The following is a 16,641-nucleotide window of genomic DNA, read 5'->3' on the forward strand; positions in this document are numbered from 1 at the left end:
GCAAACCATGCGCCTGTTCTTTCTGGGTGGAGCCGGGACGGTGACCGGCAGCAAGTACCTGCTGGACCACAACGGCAAGCGACTGCTGGTGGACTGCGGGCTGTTCCAGGGCTACAAGCAGCTGCGCGAGCGCAACTGGGACCACTTCCCGGTGCGCCCGCAGCGCCTGGACGCCATCGTGCTGACCCACGCCCACCTGGACCACAGCGGCTACCTGCCGGTGCTGGTGAAGGCCGGCTACCGGGGGCCGATCTACGCCACCGAGGCGACCTGCGAGCTGGCGCGCATCCTCCTGCTGGACAGCGGGCGGCTGCAGGAAGAGGAAGCCGAGTTCGCCAACCGCCACGGTTTCTCCCGCCATGCCCCGGCGCTGCCGCTGTACACCGAGGAGGACGCCGAGCGCACCCTGCGCCTGCTGCGCCCCCTGCCCTTCAACCGCAGCGTGGACATTCTCGGCGACCTGCGGGTGACCATGCGCCCGGCCGGCCACATTCTCGGCGCGGCCAGCGTGGAGCTGCGTGCCGGCGACATCACCCTGGGCTGCTCCGGTGATGTCGGCCGCCCCGACGATGCGCTGATGCTGCCCCCGCAGCCGCTGCAGGCCGCCGACTACCTGCTGGTGGAGTCCACCTACGGCAACCGCCACCACACCCCGACGATGGCCGAGGACCAGTTGGCCGAGGTCATCACCCGCACCGCCCTGCGCCGGGGCATCACCGTGGTCCCGGCCTTCGCCGTGGGCCGCGCGCAGCTGCTGCTGCACCTGATCGACAAGCTCAAGCGCGCCGGGCGCATCCCCGATCTGCCGATCTACCTCAACAGCCCCATGGCCACCGACGTGACCGCGCTCTACCAGCGCTACGGCGACCTGCACCGGCTCAACGCCGAGGACTGCCTGGGCATGTGCAAGGTGGCGCACATCGTGCGTTCGGTGGACGAATCCAAGCGCCTGGACGAGATGCGCGCGCCTTCGGTGATCATCGCCGGCAGCGGCATGGCCACCGGCGGGCGGGTGCTGCACCACCTGAAGTCCCTGGCGCCCGACCCGCGCAACACCATCCTGCTGTCCGGCTACCAGGCCGGCGGCACCCGTGGCGCGCTGATCGCTGGTGGCGCCGACAAGGTGCGCATCCACGGCGTGGACGTGCCCATCCGCGCCGAGGTGGTCCAGCTGGAAAACCTCTCCGCCCACGCCGATGCCGACGAGATCCTCGACTGGCTGCGCCAGCTGCCCAAGCCGCCGAAGCACACCTATGTGGTTCACGGTGAACCGGACGCCGCCGACTGCCTGCGCCGGCGCATCTCCCAGGAGCTGGGCTGGTCGGCCTCGGTGGCGGAACATCGCCAGCGCGTGAACCTCGAATGAGGACGGGGCGGCAAGCCTGGCAATCGGCGCAACGTCGGGCTTGCCGTCACGGGAAAAATTACGCAGAGTGTAAATAGATTATGAAAACAACAGCGTCGGCGGCCTCCCCCGACTGGCGCGTGACCTTGCGAGAGCCTGCCATGGACCTCTACACCTATTACCGCTCCACCTCCTCCTACCGGGTACGCATCGCCCTGGCACTGAAGGGGCTGGAGGTCCACATGCTCCCGGTCAACCTGATCAAGGACGGCGGCGAACACCGCCAGCCGGCCTACCGCGCCATCAACCCCCAGGGCCGCGTGCCCGCGCTGCGTACCGACGAAGGCGCGGTGCTGATCCAGTCCCCGGCCATCCTCGAATACCTCGACGAACACTACCCCGAACCCGCCCTGCTGCCCGGCGATGCGCTGCAGCGCGCCCGCCAGCGCCAGGTGACGGCGCTGATCGGCTGCGACATCCACCCGTTGCACAACGTGGCCGTGCTCAACCGCCTGCGGCAGATGGGCGCCGATGAAACCACCGTCAACGACTGGATCGCCCACTGGATCGGCGAGGGCCTGGCGGCGGTGGAAGCGCTGATCGGCGACACCGGCTACTGCTTCGGCGACGCACCGGGCATGGCCGATGTCTACCTGCTGCCGCAGGTGTACGCCGCCCGCCGCTTCAACGTGGACCTCTCCGGCTACCCGCGTATCCTGAGGGTCGAACGCCTGGCGCTGGAGCACCCCGCCTTCCGCGCCGCCCACCCGGACGCCCAAGCCGACAAGCCGGCCTGAGGAGCGCACCCATGCAGAGCCTCGCTTTCAAGGTCACCATCGGCGACCACCTCGCGCGCAGCGTGCGCGGGGTGTCCTGCGCGCCGCCGCGAAGCGTTTGATCGACCGACAGACGCCTTCAACCTTTCGCGGCGCGACCGCAACCCGATCCGAGGAGCCATGCCATGGCCGACATCTTTGAAAACCCCATGGGCCTGATGGGCTTCGAGTTCATCGAACTCGCCTCCCCCACCCCCAACGTCCTTGAGCCGGTGTTCGCCGCCATGGGCTTCACCAAGGTGGCCACCCACCGTTCCAAGGACGTGCACCTGTATCGCCAGGGCGAGATCAACCTGATCCTCAACAACGAGCCCAAGAGCCAGGCCGCCTACTTCGCCGCCGAACACGGGCCCTCCGTGTGCGGCATGGCCTTCCGCGTGAAGAACGCCCACCAGGCCTATGCCCGCGCCCTGGCCCTGGGCGCCCAGCCCATCGAGATTCCCACCGGGCCGATGGAACTGCGCCTGCCGGCGATCAAGGGCATCGGCGGTGCGCCGCTGTACCTGATCGATCGCTTCGGCGAAGGCTCGTCGATCTACGACATCGACTTCGAATTCATCGAAGGCGTGGACCGCAACCCCAAGGGCGCGGGCCTGAAGATCATCGACCACCTCACCCACAACGTGTACCGCGGCCGCATGGCCTACTGGGCGGACTTCTACGAGAAGCTGTTCAACTTCCGCGAGATCCGCTACTTCGACATCAAGGGCGAGTACACCGGGCTGACCTCCAAGGCCATGACCGCGCCGGACGGCATGATCCGCATCCCGCTCAACGAGGAATCCTCCAAGGGCGCCGGGCAGATCGAAGAGTTCCTGATGCAGTTCAACGGCGAGGGCATCCAGCACGTGGCCTTCCTCACCGACGACCTGATCAGCACCTGGGACAACCTCAAGGCCCTGGGCATGCGCTTCATGACCGCACCGCCCACCACCTACTACGAGATGCTCGAAGGCCGCCTGCCCAACCACGGCGAGCCGGTGGACGCCCTGCAGTCACGCGGCATCCTGCTGGACGGCACCTCCGAAGGCGGCGAACGCCGGCTGCTGCTGCAGATCTTCTCGGAGACCCTGCTCGGCCCGGTGTTCTTCGAGTTCATCCAGCGCAAGGGCGACAGCGGCTTCGGCGAGGGCAACTTCAAGGCCCTGTTCGAATCCATCGAACGCGACCAGATCCGCCGGGGCGTGCTCACCACCGAGTGAGTCACCGCCCTAACGAGAAAGCCCGCATCAAGCGGGCTTTTTCATGACTGCCATCCAGGCACCGCCCCTACGCCCGAACGGCGCCGCGCCGGTTTGTGGGAGCGGTTTCAACCGCGAAAGCGCTTCGCTCTTACAACTGCACGCGGCCTACCGGGACGCCCTCGCTCACGCCGGACGAACCCCCGCCATCCGCGCGGTGATGGTTTCGGCCGCCTGCTTCAGCAACGCTGCCGCGCGGCCACTGGTCTCGGCATGGAAGCCACTGGCGGCGCCCACCACCGTGATCACCCCGGCGATCTGCTCGCCGACCGCGAACACCGGCGCGGACAGCGCGTTAACCCCCGGCATCAGCAAGCCGTGCACGTGGTGCAGGCCGCTGGCGCGGATCTCCGCGACCTGGGCCGCCAGGGCCTTGGCATCAGGTACGCCGGGCAGGTGCGCTTCCTCGTCCCGCAGCGGCGCGAACTCCGCCTCCGGCAGGTAGCTGGCGAACACCAGGCCGGTGGAGGAGCCCAGCAGCGGCAGCACCGAGCCCACGCGGGTCACCAGGGTCACCGCGCGCAGCGGCTGCTCCACATGCACCACCGTCGGCCCCTTGTTGCCCCACACGGCCAGGAAGCAGGTCTCGTTGAGTTCATCGCGCAGGGCCGACAGCGTCGGTGTGGCCGCACGCACCACGTCCAGCCCGCCGATGGCGGCCAGGCCGACGAACAGGGCCTCGGGCCCCAGGCCGTAGTGGTTGGTGGTGGCGTCCTGGGCGGCGAAACCGCTCGCGATCAGCGCCTGCAGGTAGCGATGGACCTTGGCCGCCGGCATGCCCAGGTGCTCCGCCAGCCGTGACAGCGACGTGGCCGGCGCCAGCTGGGCCAGCCCCTTGAGGATCTCGGTGCCGACTTCCGCCGCCTGCACCTTCTGTCGCTTGGACGCCTCGGCGTCGTCCTTCTGGATGGCCATGCACTGCCCCGCTTCGCTTAGGAGGCCGCTGTTATAGCTTGACCCCTTCCGCCTTTCAAATTACGTTATCCGTAATTCAATTACAAAAACCAGAGGCCATCCATGTCACCCGCGCTGCCCTCCTCCGACCTGCACTACCTGAGCGGTTTCAACAACGAGTTCGCCAGCGAGGCCCTGCCGGGCGCCCTGCCCGTCGGCCAGAATTCCCCGCAGCGCGCGCCCTATGGCCTGTATGCCGAGCAGTTCTCCGGCACCGCCTTCACCGTGCCGCGCGCCGAAGCCCGCCGCACCTGGCTGTACCGCATCCGTCCTTCTGCCGCGCACCCGCGCTTCGAGCGCCTGGAGCGGCAGATTCCCGGCCGCGAGATGGGCCCGGTCAACCCCAACCGCCTGCGCTGGAACCCCCACCCCATTCCCCAGGCCCGCACCGACTTCCTCGACGGCCTGCTGACCCTGGTCGCCACCGCCGATGCCGAGCAGGCCAGCGGTGTCAGCGTGCACCTCTATTGCGCCAACGCCTCCATGGAGCGGGTGTTCTTCAACGCCGACGGCGAATGGCTGATCGTCCCCGAGCAGGGCCGCCTGCGCCTGGTCACCGAACTGGGCGTGCTGGAGGTGGAGCCGCTGGAGATCGCCGTCATCCCCCGTGGCATGAAGTTCCGCGTCGAACTGCTGGACGCCAGCGCCCGGGGCTACATCTGCGAGAACCACGGCGCGGCCCTGCGCATCCCCGACCTCGGCCCCATCGGCAGCAACGGCCTGGCCAACCCCCGTGACTTCCTCGCCCCCGTGGCCCGCTACGAAGACCTGGAAGCCCCCACCGTGCTGGTGCAGAAGTACCTCGGTGAACTCTGGGCCACCACCCTCGGCCATTCGCCGCTGGACGTGGTCGCCTGGCATGGCAACAACGTGCCCTACAAGTACGACCTGCGCCTGTTCAACACCATCGGCACGGTCAGCTACGACCACCCGGACCCGTCGATCTTCACCGTGCTCACCTCGCCCAGCGACACCCCCGGCATGGCCAACATCGACTTCGTGATCTTCCCGCCGCGCTGGATGGTGGCCGAGAAGACCTTCCGCCCGCCGTGGTTCCACCGCAACCTGATGAACGAGTTCATGGGGCTCATCCAGGGCGCGTACGATGCCAAGGCCGACGGCTTCGCCCCCGGCGGTGCCTCGCTGCACACCTGCATGAGCGCCCACGGCCCGGACAACGCCAGCACCACCGCCGCCATCGCCGCCGAGCTCAAGCCCCACAAGCTCGACCACACCATGGCCTTCATGTTCGAGACCGGCCGCGTGCTGCGCCCCAGCCGCTACGCCCTCGAATGCGCCGCCCTGCAGAGCGACTACGATGCCTGCTGGGACGGCATGGCCAAGACCTTCGACAAGGGCAGGATCTGATCGATGACTTCACACGACACCCGCACCAGCTGGATCGAATCGGCCAACGGCCACCCCGACTTCCCCCTGCAGAACCTGCCGCTGGGCATCTTCAGCCCGGCCGGCGGCACCCCGCGTGGCGGCGTCGCCATCGGCGCGCACATCTTCGACCTGAAGATCGCCAGCACCGCCGGCCTGTTCGACGGTGAGGCCGCCGAAGCCGCCCGCGTCGCCGCCGGCGAAGACCTCAACGCCTTCTTCGCCCTCGGCGCCAACGCCCGCCGCGCCCTGCGCCGCCAGCTGCAGGAGCTGCTCGCCGCAGGCAGCCCCGCCCAGGCCCGCCTGGAGGCCCTCGGCGCCGAGCTGCTGCCGCTGGCCGCCGACTGCCAGCTGCACCTGCCGGCACGCATCGGCGACTACACCGACTTCTACGTCGGCATCCACCACGCCAACAACGTCGGCCGGCTGTTCCGCCCGGACAACCCGCTGCTGCCCAACTACAAGTACGTGCCCATCGGCTACCACGGCCGCGCCTCCACCGTGTGCGTCTCCGGTACCCCGGTGCACCGCCCCAACGGCCAGACCCTGCCACCGGGTACCGAAGTGCCGAGCTTCGGCCCCAGCAAGCGCCTGGACTACGAACTGGAGCTGGGCATCTGGATTGGCCAGGGCAACGCCATGGGCGAGGCCATCGAGATCGGCCGCGCGGCCGAGCACATCGCCGGCTTCTGCCTGCTCAACGACTGGTCCGCCCGTGACCTGCAGGCCTGGGAATACCAGCCGCTGGGACCCTTCCTGGCGAAGAACTTCGCCACCACGGTTTCGCCCTGGGTGGTGACCGCCGAGGCGCTGGAGCCCTTCCGCACCGCGCAACCGGCCCGCCCGGCCGGCGACCCGCAGCCGCTGCCCTACCTGCTGGACGCGGCCGACCAGGCCAACGGCGCCTTCGACATCAAGCTGGAAGTGCTGCTGCAGAGCGCCGCCATGCGCGAGCAGGGCATCGACCCGGTGCGCCTGGCACTCTCCAACACCCAGCACATGTACTGGACCGTGGCGCAGCTGGTGGCCCACCACGCCGTGGGCGGCTGCAAGCTGCAAGCGGGCGACCTGTTCGGTTCCGGCACCCTGTCCGGCCCCGAGCCGGATGCCTTCGGCAGCCTGCTGGAGAGCACCTTCGGCGGCAAGCAGCCGCTGACCCTGCCCGGCGGCGAGCAGCGCACCTTCCTGCAGGAAGGCGACGAAGTGATCCTCAAGGCCTGGTGCGAACGCGAGGGCCTGCCCCGCATCGGCTTCGGCGAGTGCCGCGGCCGCATTATCTGAGCCCAGCCCCATCCCGCCTGGCGCGGGATGGGGTGCTCACTCTACCTACCGCGTCTATTTCACCTCGGGCAACGGCACGCCGTTGGGCCAGAGCAGCCACAGGCGGCCGTCCTGCTTCATGTGGCCGGCCAGCTCGCCCGCCTCATCCCCCGTGCCCCAGAACAGGTCGGCACGCACTTCCCCGACGATGGCACCGCCGGTGTCCTGGGCCGCCACCGGGCGGGTGACGGGAGTGCCGTCCGGGCGGGTGGTCTCCAGCCACATCAGGCTGCCGAGGGGAATCACCTTGCGGTCGATGGCCACGCTGTAGCCGGCGGTCAGCGGCACGTTCAACGAACCACGGGGGCCTTCGGGGCTGTCCGGGCGGGTGACGAAGAACACGTAGCTGGGGTTGCTCGCCAGCAGCTCCGGTACCCGCGTCGGGTTGGCACGGGCCCAGTCGCGGATGGCGCCCATGTTCACCTCCTCCTTCTTCAGGTAGCCCTGCTCCACCAGCCAGCGCCCCACCGGGCGGTACGGATGGCCGTTCTGGTCGGCGTAGGCGACGCGGATCTGGCTGCCGTCCTCCAGGCGGATGCGCCCGGAGCCCTGGATCTGCAGGAACTGCAGGTCCATCGGGTCCCCCAGCCAGGCCAGCACCGGACCGGCATCGGGCTTCTCGCGCAGGGTGGCGGCATCGTCATAGGGCTTGAGCACACGCCCCTCCAGGCGGCCGCGCAGGCGCTTGCCCTTCAGCTCGGGGTACTGGGACTCCAGCGCCACCACGATCAGGTCGTCCGGCACGCCCAGCACCGGCACCGTCATCTGCTCGGAGCGGGCCAGGCTGCCCGGATAGACGGGCTCGTAGTAGCCTGTGATCAGCCCGCGCTCGCCCTCGCCAGAGCGCAGGCTGTAGAGCGACAGGCGCGCCTGCAGAAAGGTGCGCACCGCAGCCGGGTCGTCCGCGACACCCACGGCCTCGGCACACACCGGGCCCCATACCGGGTCGCGGGCCAGGCGCTCGCACGCAGAGCGCCAAGCCGTGAAGCCGGCCAGCAGGTCGGCATCGCTCACCGGCGGCAGGTCGTTCCAGGCCACGCCCTGATAGCGCGGCAGCGCCGGGGCTTCGGGTTTCGGGGTGTCGTCGCAGCCGGCGAGCAACAGGAAGGGAGCCAGGGCGAAGGGCCACAGGCGGCGCAGGCGGGAAAGGGACTGGATCAAACGTCGGGTTCCTGGCTGGCAAAAAGAAGCGCGCAGCTTGGGGGAGCCCACCGGCAACGTCAAACGCTGGCCCCTTGCCGTCACCCCCGGCGCCCTTGCTATCTTGGCGCACCGCCGCCATCGCCCCGAGACCTCCATGCCCTCCCTCATCGCCAGCCATCCGTTGATCGCCGGCCTCGCCCTGTTGCTGCTCGACATCCTCGCCTGGCGCCTGCTGCCGGCCAGCCCGCGCCCCTGGCGCGTGGCCGCACGGCTGGGGCTGTTCCTGCTCTACAGCTGGGTGCTGATCAGCGCCGGCCTCAGCCCGCTGCTGCCGCCTCCGGGGGCCGACAGCGCCGAAGGCCTGGCCGGCACCGCGCTGGAAATCCTCTGGTGGCTGTACGGCGCCCGCACCCTCACCGTGGTACTGGGCCTGGTGCTGATCGGCCGCAGCGGCCACACCGGGCGCCTGCTGCAGGACGTGCTCGGCGCGCTGATCTTCCTGCTCGCCCTGGTGGCGGCGGCGGCCTACGTGCTGCAACTGCCGGTCAAGGGCCTGCTGGCCACCTCCGGCGCCATGGCCATCGTGGTCGGCCTGGCGCTGCAAAGCACCCTCGCGGATGTGTTCTCCGGGATCATCCTCAACACCACCCGCCCCTACCAACTGGACGACTCCATCGCCATCGACGGCCTCGAAGGCAAGGTCATCGAGATCGACTGGCGCGCCACCCACCTGCTCACCAGCCAGGGCAGCACCGCCGTAATCCCCAACTCCCTGGCGGCCAAGGCGAAGATCATCAACAACAGCCGCCCCCGGGAGATCCATGGCGTGGCCATCGCCCTGGAGGTGCCCGCCAGCATCCGCCCGCGCCGGGTGCTGGACGCCCTGGAGCGCACCCTGCGCGGCTGCCGCGACCTGCTGGCCACCCCCGCGCCCAAGGTGGCGATGAAAAGCGCCGGCGTGGAGGTCAACCAGTACGAGATCAGCGGCTTCATCGGCGCCGACGCCAGCAAGGTGGACGTGCGCAACCTGCTGTTCGACCTGGCCCACCGCAACCTGGAGGCCGCCGGCCTGCAGCGGGTGGGCGAAGCGGCCGAACACCCGCGCTCGCGCGAGCGCCTGCTGCTGGACGAGGTGAAGGTCTTCCGCGCCCTGGGCGACGAGGAGAAGGAACGCCTGGCCCGGCTGATGACCGTCAGCGACCACCCCGCCGGCCAGGTGCTGCTGGAGCGCGGCGACGTGGCCGGGCAGCTCCTGGTGATCGGCAGCGGCGTGGTGTCCGCCGCCCTGCCCGACGGCGACGGCTGGCTGGAGGCCGGGCGCATGGGCCCGGGCGAAGTGATGGGCGAGGAAGGCATCAACGGCGACGCGCCCTCCAGCGCCCGCTTCACCGCCCTCACCTCCTGCCGGCTGTACCGCATCGACGCAGCAGAGATCCGCGATTGCCTGGCGCAACACAGCGAAGTGCGCACCGCGCTCGACAAGCTGCAGGCCTTCCGCACCCAGGCCAGCCAGTCCCTGCTGACCGAGAAACCCACCGCCATCCGCAAGGGCGGCTTCCTCAGCTGGCTGCACCGGCGCTGAAGCCGGCCGGGTCGCCGTGGCGGCCCGGACATGGCAGGCTTGCCCGGTCCCGTCTTGCCCTGGAGTGACGATGTCCGACCTCAACGACCCCCGCGTCTTCTTCGCCGCCGAGCGCACCCTGCTCGCCTGGAACCGTACCAGCCTCGCGTTGATGGCCTTCGGTTTCGCCATCGAGCGCACCGGCCTGCTGCTGCACCTGCTGCAGCCCGAGCACGCCCAGAGCCTGCAGAACCGCGCGTCCTACTGGGTCGGCCTGGCCCTGCTGCTGCTCGGCGCCTGGTGCGCCTGCTGGTCCTCGCTGCAGTACCGCAAGGTGCTGCGCACCCTCAGGCCCATCGAGATCCCCGAGGGCTACAGCGTCAACTCCGGCCCGCTGATCAACTTCGGCATCGCCCTGCTGGGGCTCGCCCTCGGCATCTTCCTCCTGCTCGGCCACGCCTGACGGCACACCACCGCATCGCGCCGTGGCGCCTGTACCGGTACATCGAGGCCCTGTCTAACACCGATATCCCGGGCTGAAGCCCGGGCTACGGGGAGCGCCCCGCACTCCGAGGCGGCATGCGGTGCCAGCGCATCGCATGGGCGCGATGCGGTTCGCCGAGCTCACCGCATCCTACGGGGCGTGCCCATCAGGCGAGCGCCGTGGCCCGCTCCGGTAGGGGGGATGGCGCTTTATCCATCCACCATCGAGGCCCCGCCTGACGCCGATTTCCCGGGCTGAAGCCCGGGCTACGTTTCGCCTGCCAGGCGTTCGGCGAGGAAGTCGACGAACACCCGCACCTTCTGCTGCAGGTGGCGGTTGCTGGCGTACAGGGCGTAGATGGTGCGCCGGGCCAGTTGCTGTTGCGGGAGCACGCGCTGCAACTGGCCGCCGGCAAGCAGCGGGTTGGCGATGAAGGACGGCAGCGCGCCGATGCCGAGGCCCGCCACCAGCATCTCGCCGAGCATCAGGCTGTTGTCCGCCGAAAGCCGGGTACGCAGCTCTACGCCGCGCCCCTTGGGGCCGTCCAGGCGCCAGCCGCCGGGGTTGTCGGCCAGGCGGTAGGCGAGGCAGTCGTGGCCGCACAGGTCTTCCACTTGCTGGGGCGTGCCCCGCGCCGCGAGGTAGCCGGGGGCGGCGCAGATCACCTGCTCCACCTCGCCCAGGCGCCGGGCGATGAGGCTGGAGTCGGGCAGGCTGGAGCGGATGCGCAGCGACACATCGAAGCCTTCGGAGACCGGGTCCAGCAGGTGGTCGTCCAGGGTCAGCTCCACGTTCAGTTGCGGGTACAGCGCCATGAACTCCACCAGCAGCGGCGACAGCACCTTGAGGCTGAACGACAGCGGCGCGTTCACCCGCAGCCGCCCGCTCACCTCCCCGGTGCCCAGGGCGGTGGCGTTCTCCAGGGCATCCAGCTCGTCCAGCAGGCGGCAGCACTCGGCGAAGTAGGCGCGCCCGGTGTCGGTGAGGCTCATGCGCCGGGTGGTGCGCAGCAGCAACAGGCTGCCCAGACGCGCCTCCAGCTGGCGCACCTGCTTGCTCACCGCAGCGGTGGACTGGCCCAGGTCGACGGCGGCCTTGCTGAAGCCATCGAGTTCGACGACGCGGCGGAAGGTCCGCATGGCAACGAGCAGGTCCATATTTTCCCTTGGGTTGAATGTCTTTCAGCGGAGGCGGAGATTATCTCTTCAGGGCTGACAAATACCATCGCGGCATCCATCACCCACAAGGAATACCGCCATGCACCTGCCACGCCCCCTTTCCCGCCTCGCCGCTCTGCCCCTGCTGCTGTCCCTGGCCCAGGGCTCCCTCGCCGCCGAGGAAGTCGGCAAGAGCCCCTGGGGGCCGAAGGACGAGATCGGCCGCCTCAACCTGATCACCCCCGAGTCCCGCGCCGCCATCCTCGGCCGCCTCAGCGGCGGCAAGGCCTACGACCTGGCCGTGGAGTACTTCATCGGCATGCCCAGCTGGCAGGCGGCGGGCGACCCGCCCTACCAGATGTGGATGACCCACACGCCCCACGGCAACCTGCTGGCCGACCCGATGGGCGTCGGCGAGGCGATGAACCGCCACGTCAGCTACACCGGTTCGGCGGTATCGATGTACGCCCACATGGGCACCCACATCGACGCGCTCAACCACTTCGGCCTGGAGGGCAAGATCTGGAACGGCTACGCCGCCGCCGACCACCTGGGTGACCGCGGCTGGAACGTGACCGGCGCGGAGAAGCTGCCGCCCATCGTCGCCCGTGGCGTACTGATCGACATCCCTGCCGCCAAGGGCGTGGAGCTGCTGCCGGACAGCTACCGCGTCACCCGCCAGGACCTGCAGCAGGCATTGAACAAGCAGGGCGTGCACCTGCAGAAGGGCGACGTGGTGCTGATCCGCACCGGGCGCATGCGCGCCTACGAGGACGCCCAGCGCTACATGACCAACCCGCCGGGCCTGAGCCTGGACGCGGCGAAATTCCTCGTCGAGGACGGCGGCGCCATGGTGGTGGGGGCGGACAACCTCAGCTTCGAGACCTTCCCCACCGAGGTGCCGGACAACTACATCCCCGTGCACACCTACCTGCTGGCCCAGCAGGGCGCGCCGATCATGGAGCTGGTGGACCTGGAAGGCCTGTCGCGGGACAAGGTCTACGAATTCGCCTTCATCGGCGCCTCGCTGAAGTTCCGCGGCGCCGACGCCGCCCCGATCCGCCCGGTGGCGCTGCCGATCAAGTAGACGGGGTGCCGGGCCACGGACGTGATGCGGTTCGTGCCCATCAAGCCGAGCGCCGTGGCCCGCTCCGGCAGGGGGATGGCGCTCTTTCCATCCACCATCGGGGCCCCGCCTGACGCCGATTTCCCGGGCTGAAGCCCGGGCTACGGGGAGCGCCCCGCACTCCGAGTGCTGCCAACGCAGGGCATGGGCGCGATGCGGTTCGCTGAGCTCACCGCATCCTACGGAGGGTGCCCATCAGGCCGGGGGCGGTTTCACAGGGGCTGGGGTGCTGTGTCACTATCGCGCCTCCCTGGCGGCGCCCCGGTGGGCGTTGCGTCTTCGTCGGTACAAGGAAGATCGCGCTTGGACACCTCGGTATTCCTGGTGGTGATGGCCGCCGCTGCGCTGCATGCGGGCTGGAACGCGCTGCTGAAGATCGGCCTCGATCGCCTGCTCACCGCCACGCTGATCCAGCTCGCCGCCGGGCTGATCTCGCTCTGCGCCCTGCCCTTCGTCGCCGTGCCCCAGGCGGCGGCGTGGCCGTGGATCGCGCTCTCGGCGTTGCTGCATATCGGCTACAACAACTTCCTCGCCCGCGCCTACCAATACGGCGACCTTGGCCAGGTGTACCCCATCTCCCGGGGCAGTTCGCCGTTGCTGGTGGCGCTGCTCTCGCTGCTGTTCCTCGACGATGGCCTCGGCCTGCCGGAGCTGGCCGGGCTGCTGACCCTGGTGGCGGGCATCTGGCTGATGGCCTGGCGCGGTGGGCGCACCGGCGTGGGGTTGAGCCGGGGCATGCTGACCTGCTCGCTGCTGACCGCCGCCTTCATCGCCGGCTACACCCTGGCCGATGCCCAGGGCGCGCGCAGCAATGGCGATGCGCTGTCCTACGCGGTGTGGCTGTTCGCGGTGAACGGGGCGGTGATGGCGGTGGCCATCGTGGTGCAGCGCGGGCCGGGGGTGTTGCGGCAGCTGGGGCCTTACTGGCGCAGCGGGTTGGCGGGCGGGGCGATGTCGCTGCTGGCCTACGGCATCGTCATCTGGGCAATGACCCTGGCGCCGGTGGCGATGGTCTCGGCCTTGCGGGAAACCAGCGTGGTGTTCGCCCTGCTGATCGGGCGGGTGTTCCTCAAGGAGCCGATGCCGCCGGTGCGGCTGCTGGCGTGCGGGGTGATCGCGATGGGCGTGGTGGTGATGAAGCTGGGGTAGCGGCCCCGCAGTGCAGGGCCGCCCGGGGTCAGCCGCAGCTGACGCCCTTGATCAGGTTGGCGTCGTCGGTGTCCAGGTTCAGGCGACGGGAGTTGTATTCCAGGGTCATCACGCTGCCCGGCTTCAGCACGCGAACGTCGGCGGCGCCGGCGGCACGGCGGGCTTCTTCGACGCGCTCCGGGGTAGCGGCCTGGCCGATCAGAGCGCGGGCCGGGGCCGAGGAGCAGCGGCCGTCGGTGGTCGGGTCCGCCTGGGTGGTGGCCGGAGCGGCCTTGGTCTCGGCAGGTTTGTCGGTCGGGGCGCTGGTGGAGCTGCAACCGGCCAGCAGGGCCGCCGCCAGGGCCAGGCCGAGGGTGATGGAAGTGCGAGACATACTGCGTTCCTCTTGTTGAAGGCAAAGCCGAATCCGGGTGGCCGGGACGGGCGCCGAGCGCGAGCATCCGACCTGCTGCGACGGCCGCCGTTCCCCGGCGGGTCGGGCATTGTAGCCTGAGCCCGGCGCCCTGCCGGGAGCCCCTTGGGCGAAATACCGCAGCCCGTCACACCCGGCCCACGCCCGGCGCGCCCTGCAGCCCACACCCGGCGCCCGTCCGCCGGGTTTGACCGGCGCCGGCGGCTGCGGCCTAATGCGCGCCCGCCCCGACGCCCCGAGACGGCCATGCCCAGCCCCAACGTACGCCCCAGCACCCTGCGCCTGCCGCCCGGCCCCTGGTCGACGCTGCTGGACGGCCTGTGCGCGCGCTTCCCCGCCATCGACCGCGCCACCTGGCTGGACCGCCTGGCCCGGGGCCGGGTGACCGATGCCGACGGCCACGCGCTGGATGCCGATACGCCGTACCGGGCCGGCGAGCTGGTGCGCTACTTCCGCGAGGTGCCCCAGGAGCGCGACATCCCCTTCGAGGAGCGCGTGCTCTACCAGGACGATCACCTGGTGGTGGCCGACAAGCCGCACTTCCTGCCGGTGATGCCCGCCGGGGAATACGTCGAGCAGACGCTCCAGGCGCGCCTCACCAAGCGCCTGGGCAACCCGCACCTGGTGCCCATCCACCGCATCGACCGGCACACCGCCGGGCTGGTGCTGTTCTCCTGCGAGCCGAGCACACGGGGCGCCTACCAGGCGCTGTTCCGCGAACGCGAGGTGCACAAGCGCTACGAGGCCGTGGCCGCGCCCCTGCCGCAGCTGGACTTCCCCCTGGTGCGGCGCACGCGCCTGGAGCCGGGCGAGCCGTTCTTCCGCATGTGCGAAACGGACGGACCGCCCAACAGCGAAACCCGCCTGGAGGTGATCGAACGCGGCAGCCGGCACTGGCGCTATGCGCTCTACCCGGTCACCGGGCGCAAGCACCAGTTGCGGGTGCAGATGGCCGGGCTGGGCGCCGGCATCCTCCATGACCTGTTCTACCCCGAGCTGCTGGACGCCCGTGACCAGCACGACGACCACGCCCGCCCCCTGCAACTACTGGCCCGCGCCCTGGCCTTCCGCGATCCGCTGAGCGGCCGCGACCTGCAGTTCGAGAGCGAGTTGAAGCTGCTGCCGCTGGACTGAAGTGCCCTACAGCAACTGGTGCTTGTGCAGCAGCCGATAAAAGGTCGGGCGGGAGATGCCCAGCACCCGCGCCGCCAGGCTCAGGTTGTTGCCGTAGCGCGCCAGGGCATCGCACAGCGCCTGGTACTCCGCGCGGCGCTTGTAGTCCTCCAGCGTGCCGATCACCCCGCCATCGGCCGGCGCGCTGTGCAGCCCCAGGTCCGCCGCCTCCACCTGCACGCCCTCCGCCAATGCATAGCCCCGGCGCACCCGCCCGGCCAGCTCACGCACATTGCCCGGCCAGTGGTGGCGCACCAGCGCGGTGAGCGCCTCCTCGCTGAAATGGCGGGGGCGGCCGTGGGTGGCCATGGCGTACTGCGCCAGGAAGTGCTCGGCCAGCAGGGCGATGTCCCCCTGGCGGCGGCGCAGCGGGGTCAGCCGCACCGTGTGGCTGGACAGCCACTGGTACAGCTCCGGCAGGAAGCGGCCCTGTTCGGCCAGCAGCTCCAGGTCCCGGTCGGTGGCCGCCAGCAGGCGCACATCCAGGCTCAGCCAACCGCCTGCCCGGCGCAGGCGATGGCTGCGCAGAGCCAGTAGCAGGCGTTGCTGGGTCAGCAGCGGCAGCTCCGCCACCGAGTCGAGGAACAGGCAGCCGCCGTTGGCCGCCTCCACCGCGCCGCCCTCCCCCAGCAGCGCGCGCTCCTCCTCCGGCTCGCCGCGCACCCCGCAACTGAAGGCCACGAACGGCGCCTCGGCCCGCCGCGAGGTGCGGTGCAGCGTGCGCGCCACCAGCTCCTTGCCGGTGCCGCTCTCCCCCAGCACCAGCACCGGGCGCTCCTGCCCGGCGAGTCGCGCCAGTTGCTTGCGCAGCTCCCGCAGGGGCCGACTCTGGCCCACCAGCTCCGGCTCGCCGCGCGGGCGCCCCACCTGCCCGCGCAGCCGCGCAATGCCGAACGCCCGCCCCAGCAGGCCCTGCAGGCGGCCGGCATCCACCGGCATCGGCAGGGTGTCGAAGAACCACTCCCCGGCGAAGTCCTCGGCCTGTTCCTGGCGGGCCATGTCCGGCCCGAGCAGGCCGATCCACTCGGTACCGCTGCGGCTGATGAGCGCCCGGATGCGTTCCGGGTGGTCCAGGTGCTCGCGGCGCAGGCGCACCAGGCCCACGTCGCAGCCCGGCTCGGAGCCTTGGCGCAGGTCCCGGCTTTCCACCGTCCAGCCGCTGGCCTGGAGCCTGGGCATCAGCCGTTGGCACTCGTCGCAGGGGTCGATCAGGAGAAGGCGTTTCGGGGTCTGGGTGATGTTTTCCAACATATCCCGTCCTTGGCGCCAATTTTTTGAATTATTCAATAAAAACAACGTGTTGGCGCGTCTATCCGTAACGCTAGCAAGAACTTTGACGCGTCATGGAACCCTT

General features: G+C 69.9%; 15 protein-coding genes. 10 read left to right on the forward strand and 5 right to left on the reverse strand.

Going from position 1 to position 16,641, the window contains the following annotated elements; translation table 11 throughout:
* Window positions 1–7: 7 nt before the first annotated feature.
* The 3 genes from PotMrB4_RS16780 (at window position 8) to hppD (ending at window position 3,383) form a co-directional block, all read left to right on the forward strand.
* On the forward strand, window positions 8–1,366 hold the full coding sequence (locus PotMrB4_RS16780) for an MBL fold metallo-hydrolase RNA specificity domain-containing protein (protein WP_107331662.1): 1,359 nt from the start codon (window positions 8–10) through the stop codon (window positions 1,364–1,366).
* Window positions 1,367–1,506: 140 nt separating this feature from the next.
* The gene (gene maiA, locus PotMrB4_RS16785) at window positions 1,507–2,142 is read left to right on the forward strand and encodes a maleylacetoacetate isomerase (RefSeq protein WP_074967929.1); all 636 of its coding nucleotides are present in this window, start codon (window positions 1,507–1,509) and stop codon (window positions 2,140–2,142) included.
* A gap of 164 nt (window positions 2,143–2,306) precedes the next feature.
* Window positions 2,307–3,383 carry a 4-hydroxyphenylpyruvate dioxygenase gene (gene hppD, locus PotMrB4_RS16790; RefSeq protein ID WP_044407042.1) on the forward strand — a complete coding sequence of 359 codons (1,077 nt, stop codon included), beginning with the start codon at window positions 2,307–2,309 and terminating at the stop codon, window positions 3,381–3,383.
* A 165-nt stretch (window positions 3,384–3,548) separates the two neighbouring features.
* On the opposite strand, the gene PotMrB4_RS16795 is transcribed toward hppD, so the two are convergent.
* Entirely contained in the window at window positions 3,549–4,337 is a 789-nt protein-coding gene (locus PotMrB4_RS16795; protein WP_074967925.1) for an IclR family transcriptional regulator, read from the reverse strand.
* A gap of 102 nt (window positions 4,338–4,439) precedes the next feature.
* On the opposite strand from PotMrB4_RS16795, the gene hmgA reads away from it, so the two are divergent.
* Together hmgA and fahA are read left to right on the forward strand one after the other, a co-directional pair.
* Entirely contained in the window at window positions 4,440–5,744 is a 1,305-nt protein-coding gene (gene hmgA / locus PotMrB4_RS16800) for a homogentisate 1,2-dioxygenase (RefSeq protein ID WP_172433983.1), read from the forward strand.
* 3 nt (window positions 5,745–5,747) lie between these two features.
* Entirely contained in the window at window positions 5,748–7,043 is a 1,296-nt protein-coding gene (gene fahA, locus PotMrB4_RS16805; RefSeq protein WP_172433984.1) for a fumarylacetoacetase, read from the forward strand.
* A 54-nt stretch (window positions 7,044–7,097) separates the two neighbouring features.
* Here fahA and mltA read toward each other — a convergent pair whose 3' ends face one another.
* Window positions 7,098–8,243: a murein transglycosylase A gene (gene mltA / locus PotMrB4_RS16810; protein ID WP_232060723.1), complete on the reverse strand. Its 1,146-nt coding sequence runs from the start codon at window positions 8,241–8,243 to the stop codon at window positions 7,098–7,100.
* Window positions 8,244–8,379: 136 nt separating this feature from the next.
* On the opposite strand from mltA, the gene PotMrB4_RS16815 reads away from it, so the two are divergent.
* Window positions 8,380–9,807: a mechanosensitive ion channel family protein gene (locus PotMrB4_RS16815; RefSeq protein WP_172433985.1), complete on the forward strand. Its 1,428-nt coding sequence runs from the start codon at window positions 8,380–8,382 to the stop codon at window positions 9,805–9,807.
* Between the two features lie 70 nt (window positions 9,808–9,877).
* Complete coding sequence (locus tag PotMrB4_RS16820) at window positions 9,878–10,249, forward strand: YidH family protein (RefSeq protein WP_172433986.1); 372 nt, start codon at window positions 9,878–9,880, stop codon at window positions 10,247–10,249.
* Between the two features lie 287 nt (window positions 10,250–10,536).
* Here PotMrB4_RS16820 and PotMrB4_RS16825 read toward each other — a convergent pair whose 3' ends face one another.
* The gene (locus PotMrB4_RS16825) at window positions 10,537–11,427 is read right to left on the reverse strand and encodes a LysR family transcriptional regulator (protein WP_172433987.1); all 891 of its coding nucleotides are present in this window, start codon (window positions 11,425–11,427) and stop codon (window positions 10,537–10,539) included.
* 100 nt (window positions 11,428–11,527) lie between these two features.
* Between PotMrB4_RS16825 and PotMrB4_RS16830 the strand changes: the two genes are divergently transcribed.
* Together PotMrB4_RS16830 and PotMrB4_RS16835 are read left to right on the forward strand one after the other, a co-directional pair.
* Window positions 11,528–12,514, forward strand: coding sequence for a cyclase family protein (locus tag PotMrB4_RS16830; protein ID WP_172433988.1), 987 nt, complete (start codon window positions 11,528–11,530; stop codon window positions 12,512–12,514).
* A gap of 342 nt (window positions 12,515–12,856) precedes the next feature.
* Window positions 12,857–13,702 carry an EamA family transporter gene (locus tag PotMrB4_RS16835; protein ID WP_172433989.1) on the forward strand — a complete coding sequence of 282 codons (846 nt, stop codon included), beginning with the start codon at window positions 12,857–12,859 and terminating at the stop codon, window positions 13,700–13,702.
* 28 nt (window positions 13,703–13,730) lie between these two features.
* Here the strand turns inward: PotMrB4_RS16835 and PotMrB4_RS16840 are convergent, their stop codons facing one another.
* Window positions 13,731–14,075 carry an I78 family peptidase inhibitor gene (locus PotMrB4_RS16840; RefSeq protein ID WP_044407066.1) on the reverse strand — a complete coding sequence of 115 codons (345 nt, stop codon included), beginning with the start codon at window positions 14,073–14,075 and terminating at the stop codon, window positions 13,731–13,733.
* A gap of 285 nt (window positions 14,076–14,360) precedes the next feature.
* Here PotMrB4_RS16840 and PotMrB4_RS16845 point away from each other — a divergent pair, with 285 nt between their 5' ends.
* Window positions 14,361–15,248, forward strand: a complete 888-nt coding sequence (locus PotMrB4_RS16845) for a pseudouridine synthase (protein WP_172433990.1) — start codon at window positions 14,361–14,363, stop codon at window positions 15,246–15,248.
* A gap of 6 nt (window positions 15,249–15,254) precedes the next feature.
* On the opposite strand, the gene PotMrB4_RS16850 is transcribed toward PotMrB4_RS16845, so the two are convergent.
* Complete coding sequence (locus PotMrB4_RS16850) at window positions 15,255–16,538, reverse strand: sigma-54-dependent transcriptional regulator (protein WP_107331647.1); 1,284 nt, start codon at window positions 16,536–16,538, stop codon at window positions 15,255–15,257.
* Window positions 16,539–16,641: the final 103 nt, after the last annotated feature.

The organism is Metapseudomonas otitidis (assembly GCF_011397855.1).
Lineage (GTDB): Bacteria > Pseudomonadota > Gammaproteobacteria > Pseudomonadales > Pseudomonadaceae > Metapseudomonas > Metapseudomonas otitidis.

Bases quoted from the DNA above. Each gene is read 5' to 3' on its own strand.
- PotMrB4_RS16780 (WP_107331662.1), top strand. From the start codon at position 8: ATGCGCCTGTTCTTTCTGGGTGGAGCCGGGACGGTGACCGGCAGCAAG.
- maiA (WP_074967929.1), top strand. From the start codon at position 1,507: ATGGACCTCTACACCTATTACCGCTCCACCTCCTCCTACCGGGTACGC.
- hppD (WP_044407042.1), top strand. From the start codon at position 2,307: ATGGCCGACATCTTTGAAAACCCCATGGGCCTGATGGGCTTCGAGTTC.
- PotMrB4_RS16795 (WP_074967925.1), bottom strand. From the start codon at position 4,337: ATGGCCATCCAGAAGGACGACGCCGAGGCGTCCAAGCGACAGAAGGTG.
- hmgA (WP_172433983.1), top strand. From the start codon at position 4,440: ATGTCACCCGCGCTGCCCTCCTCCGACCTGCACTACCTGAGCGGTTTC.
- fahA (WP_172433984.1), top strand. From the start codon at position 5,748: ATGACTTCACACGACACCCGCACCAGCTGGATCGAATCGGCCAACGGC.
- PotMrB4_RS16815 (WP_172433985.1), top strand. From the start codon at position 8,380: ATGCCCTCCCTCATCGCCAGCCATCCGTTGATCGCCGGCCTCGCCCTG.
- PotMrB4_RS16820 (WP_172433986.1), top strand. From the start codon at position 9,878: ATGTCCGACCTCAACGACCCCCGCGTCTTCTTCGCCGCCGAGCGCACC.
- PotMrB4_RS16825 (WP_172433987.1), bottom strand. From the start codon at position 11,427: ATGGACCTGCTCGTTGCCATGCGGACCTTCCGCCGCGTCGTCGAACTC.
- PotMrB4_RS16830 (WP_172433988.1), top strand. From the start codon at position 11,528: ATGCACCTGCCACGCCCCCTTTCCCGCCTCGCCGCTCTGCCCCTGCTG.
- PotMrB4_RS16840 (WP_044407066.1), bottom strand. From the start codon at position 14,075: ATGTCTCGCACTTCCATCACCCTCGGCCTGGCCCTGGCGGCGGCCCTG.
- PotMrB4_RS16845 (WP_172433990.1), top strand. From the start codon at position 14,361: ATGCCCAGCCCCAACGTACGCCCCAGCACCCTGCGCCTGCCGCCCGGC.
- PotMrB4_RS16850 (WP_107331647.1), bottom strand. From the start codon at position 16,538: ATGTTGGAAAACATCACCCAGACCCCGAAACGCCTTCTCCTGATCGAC.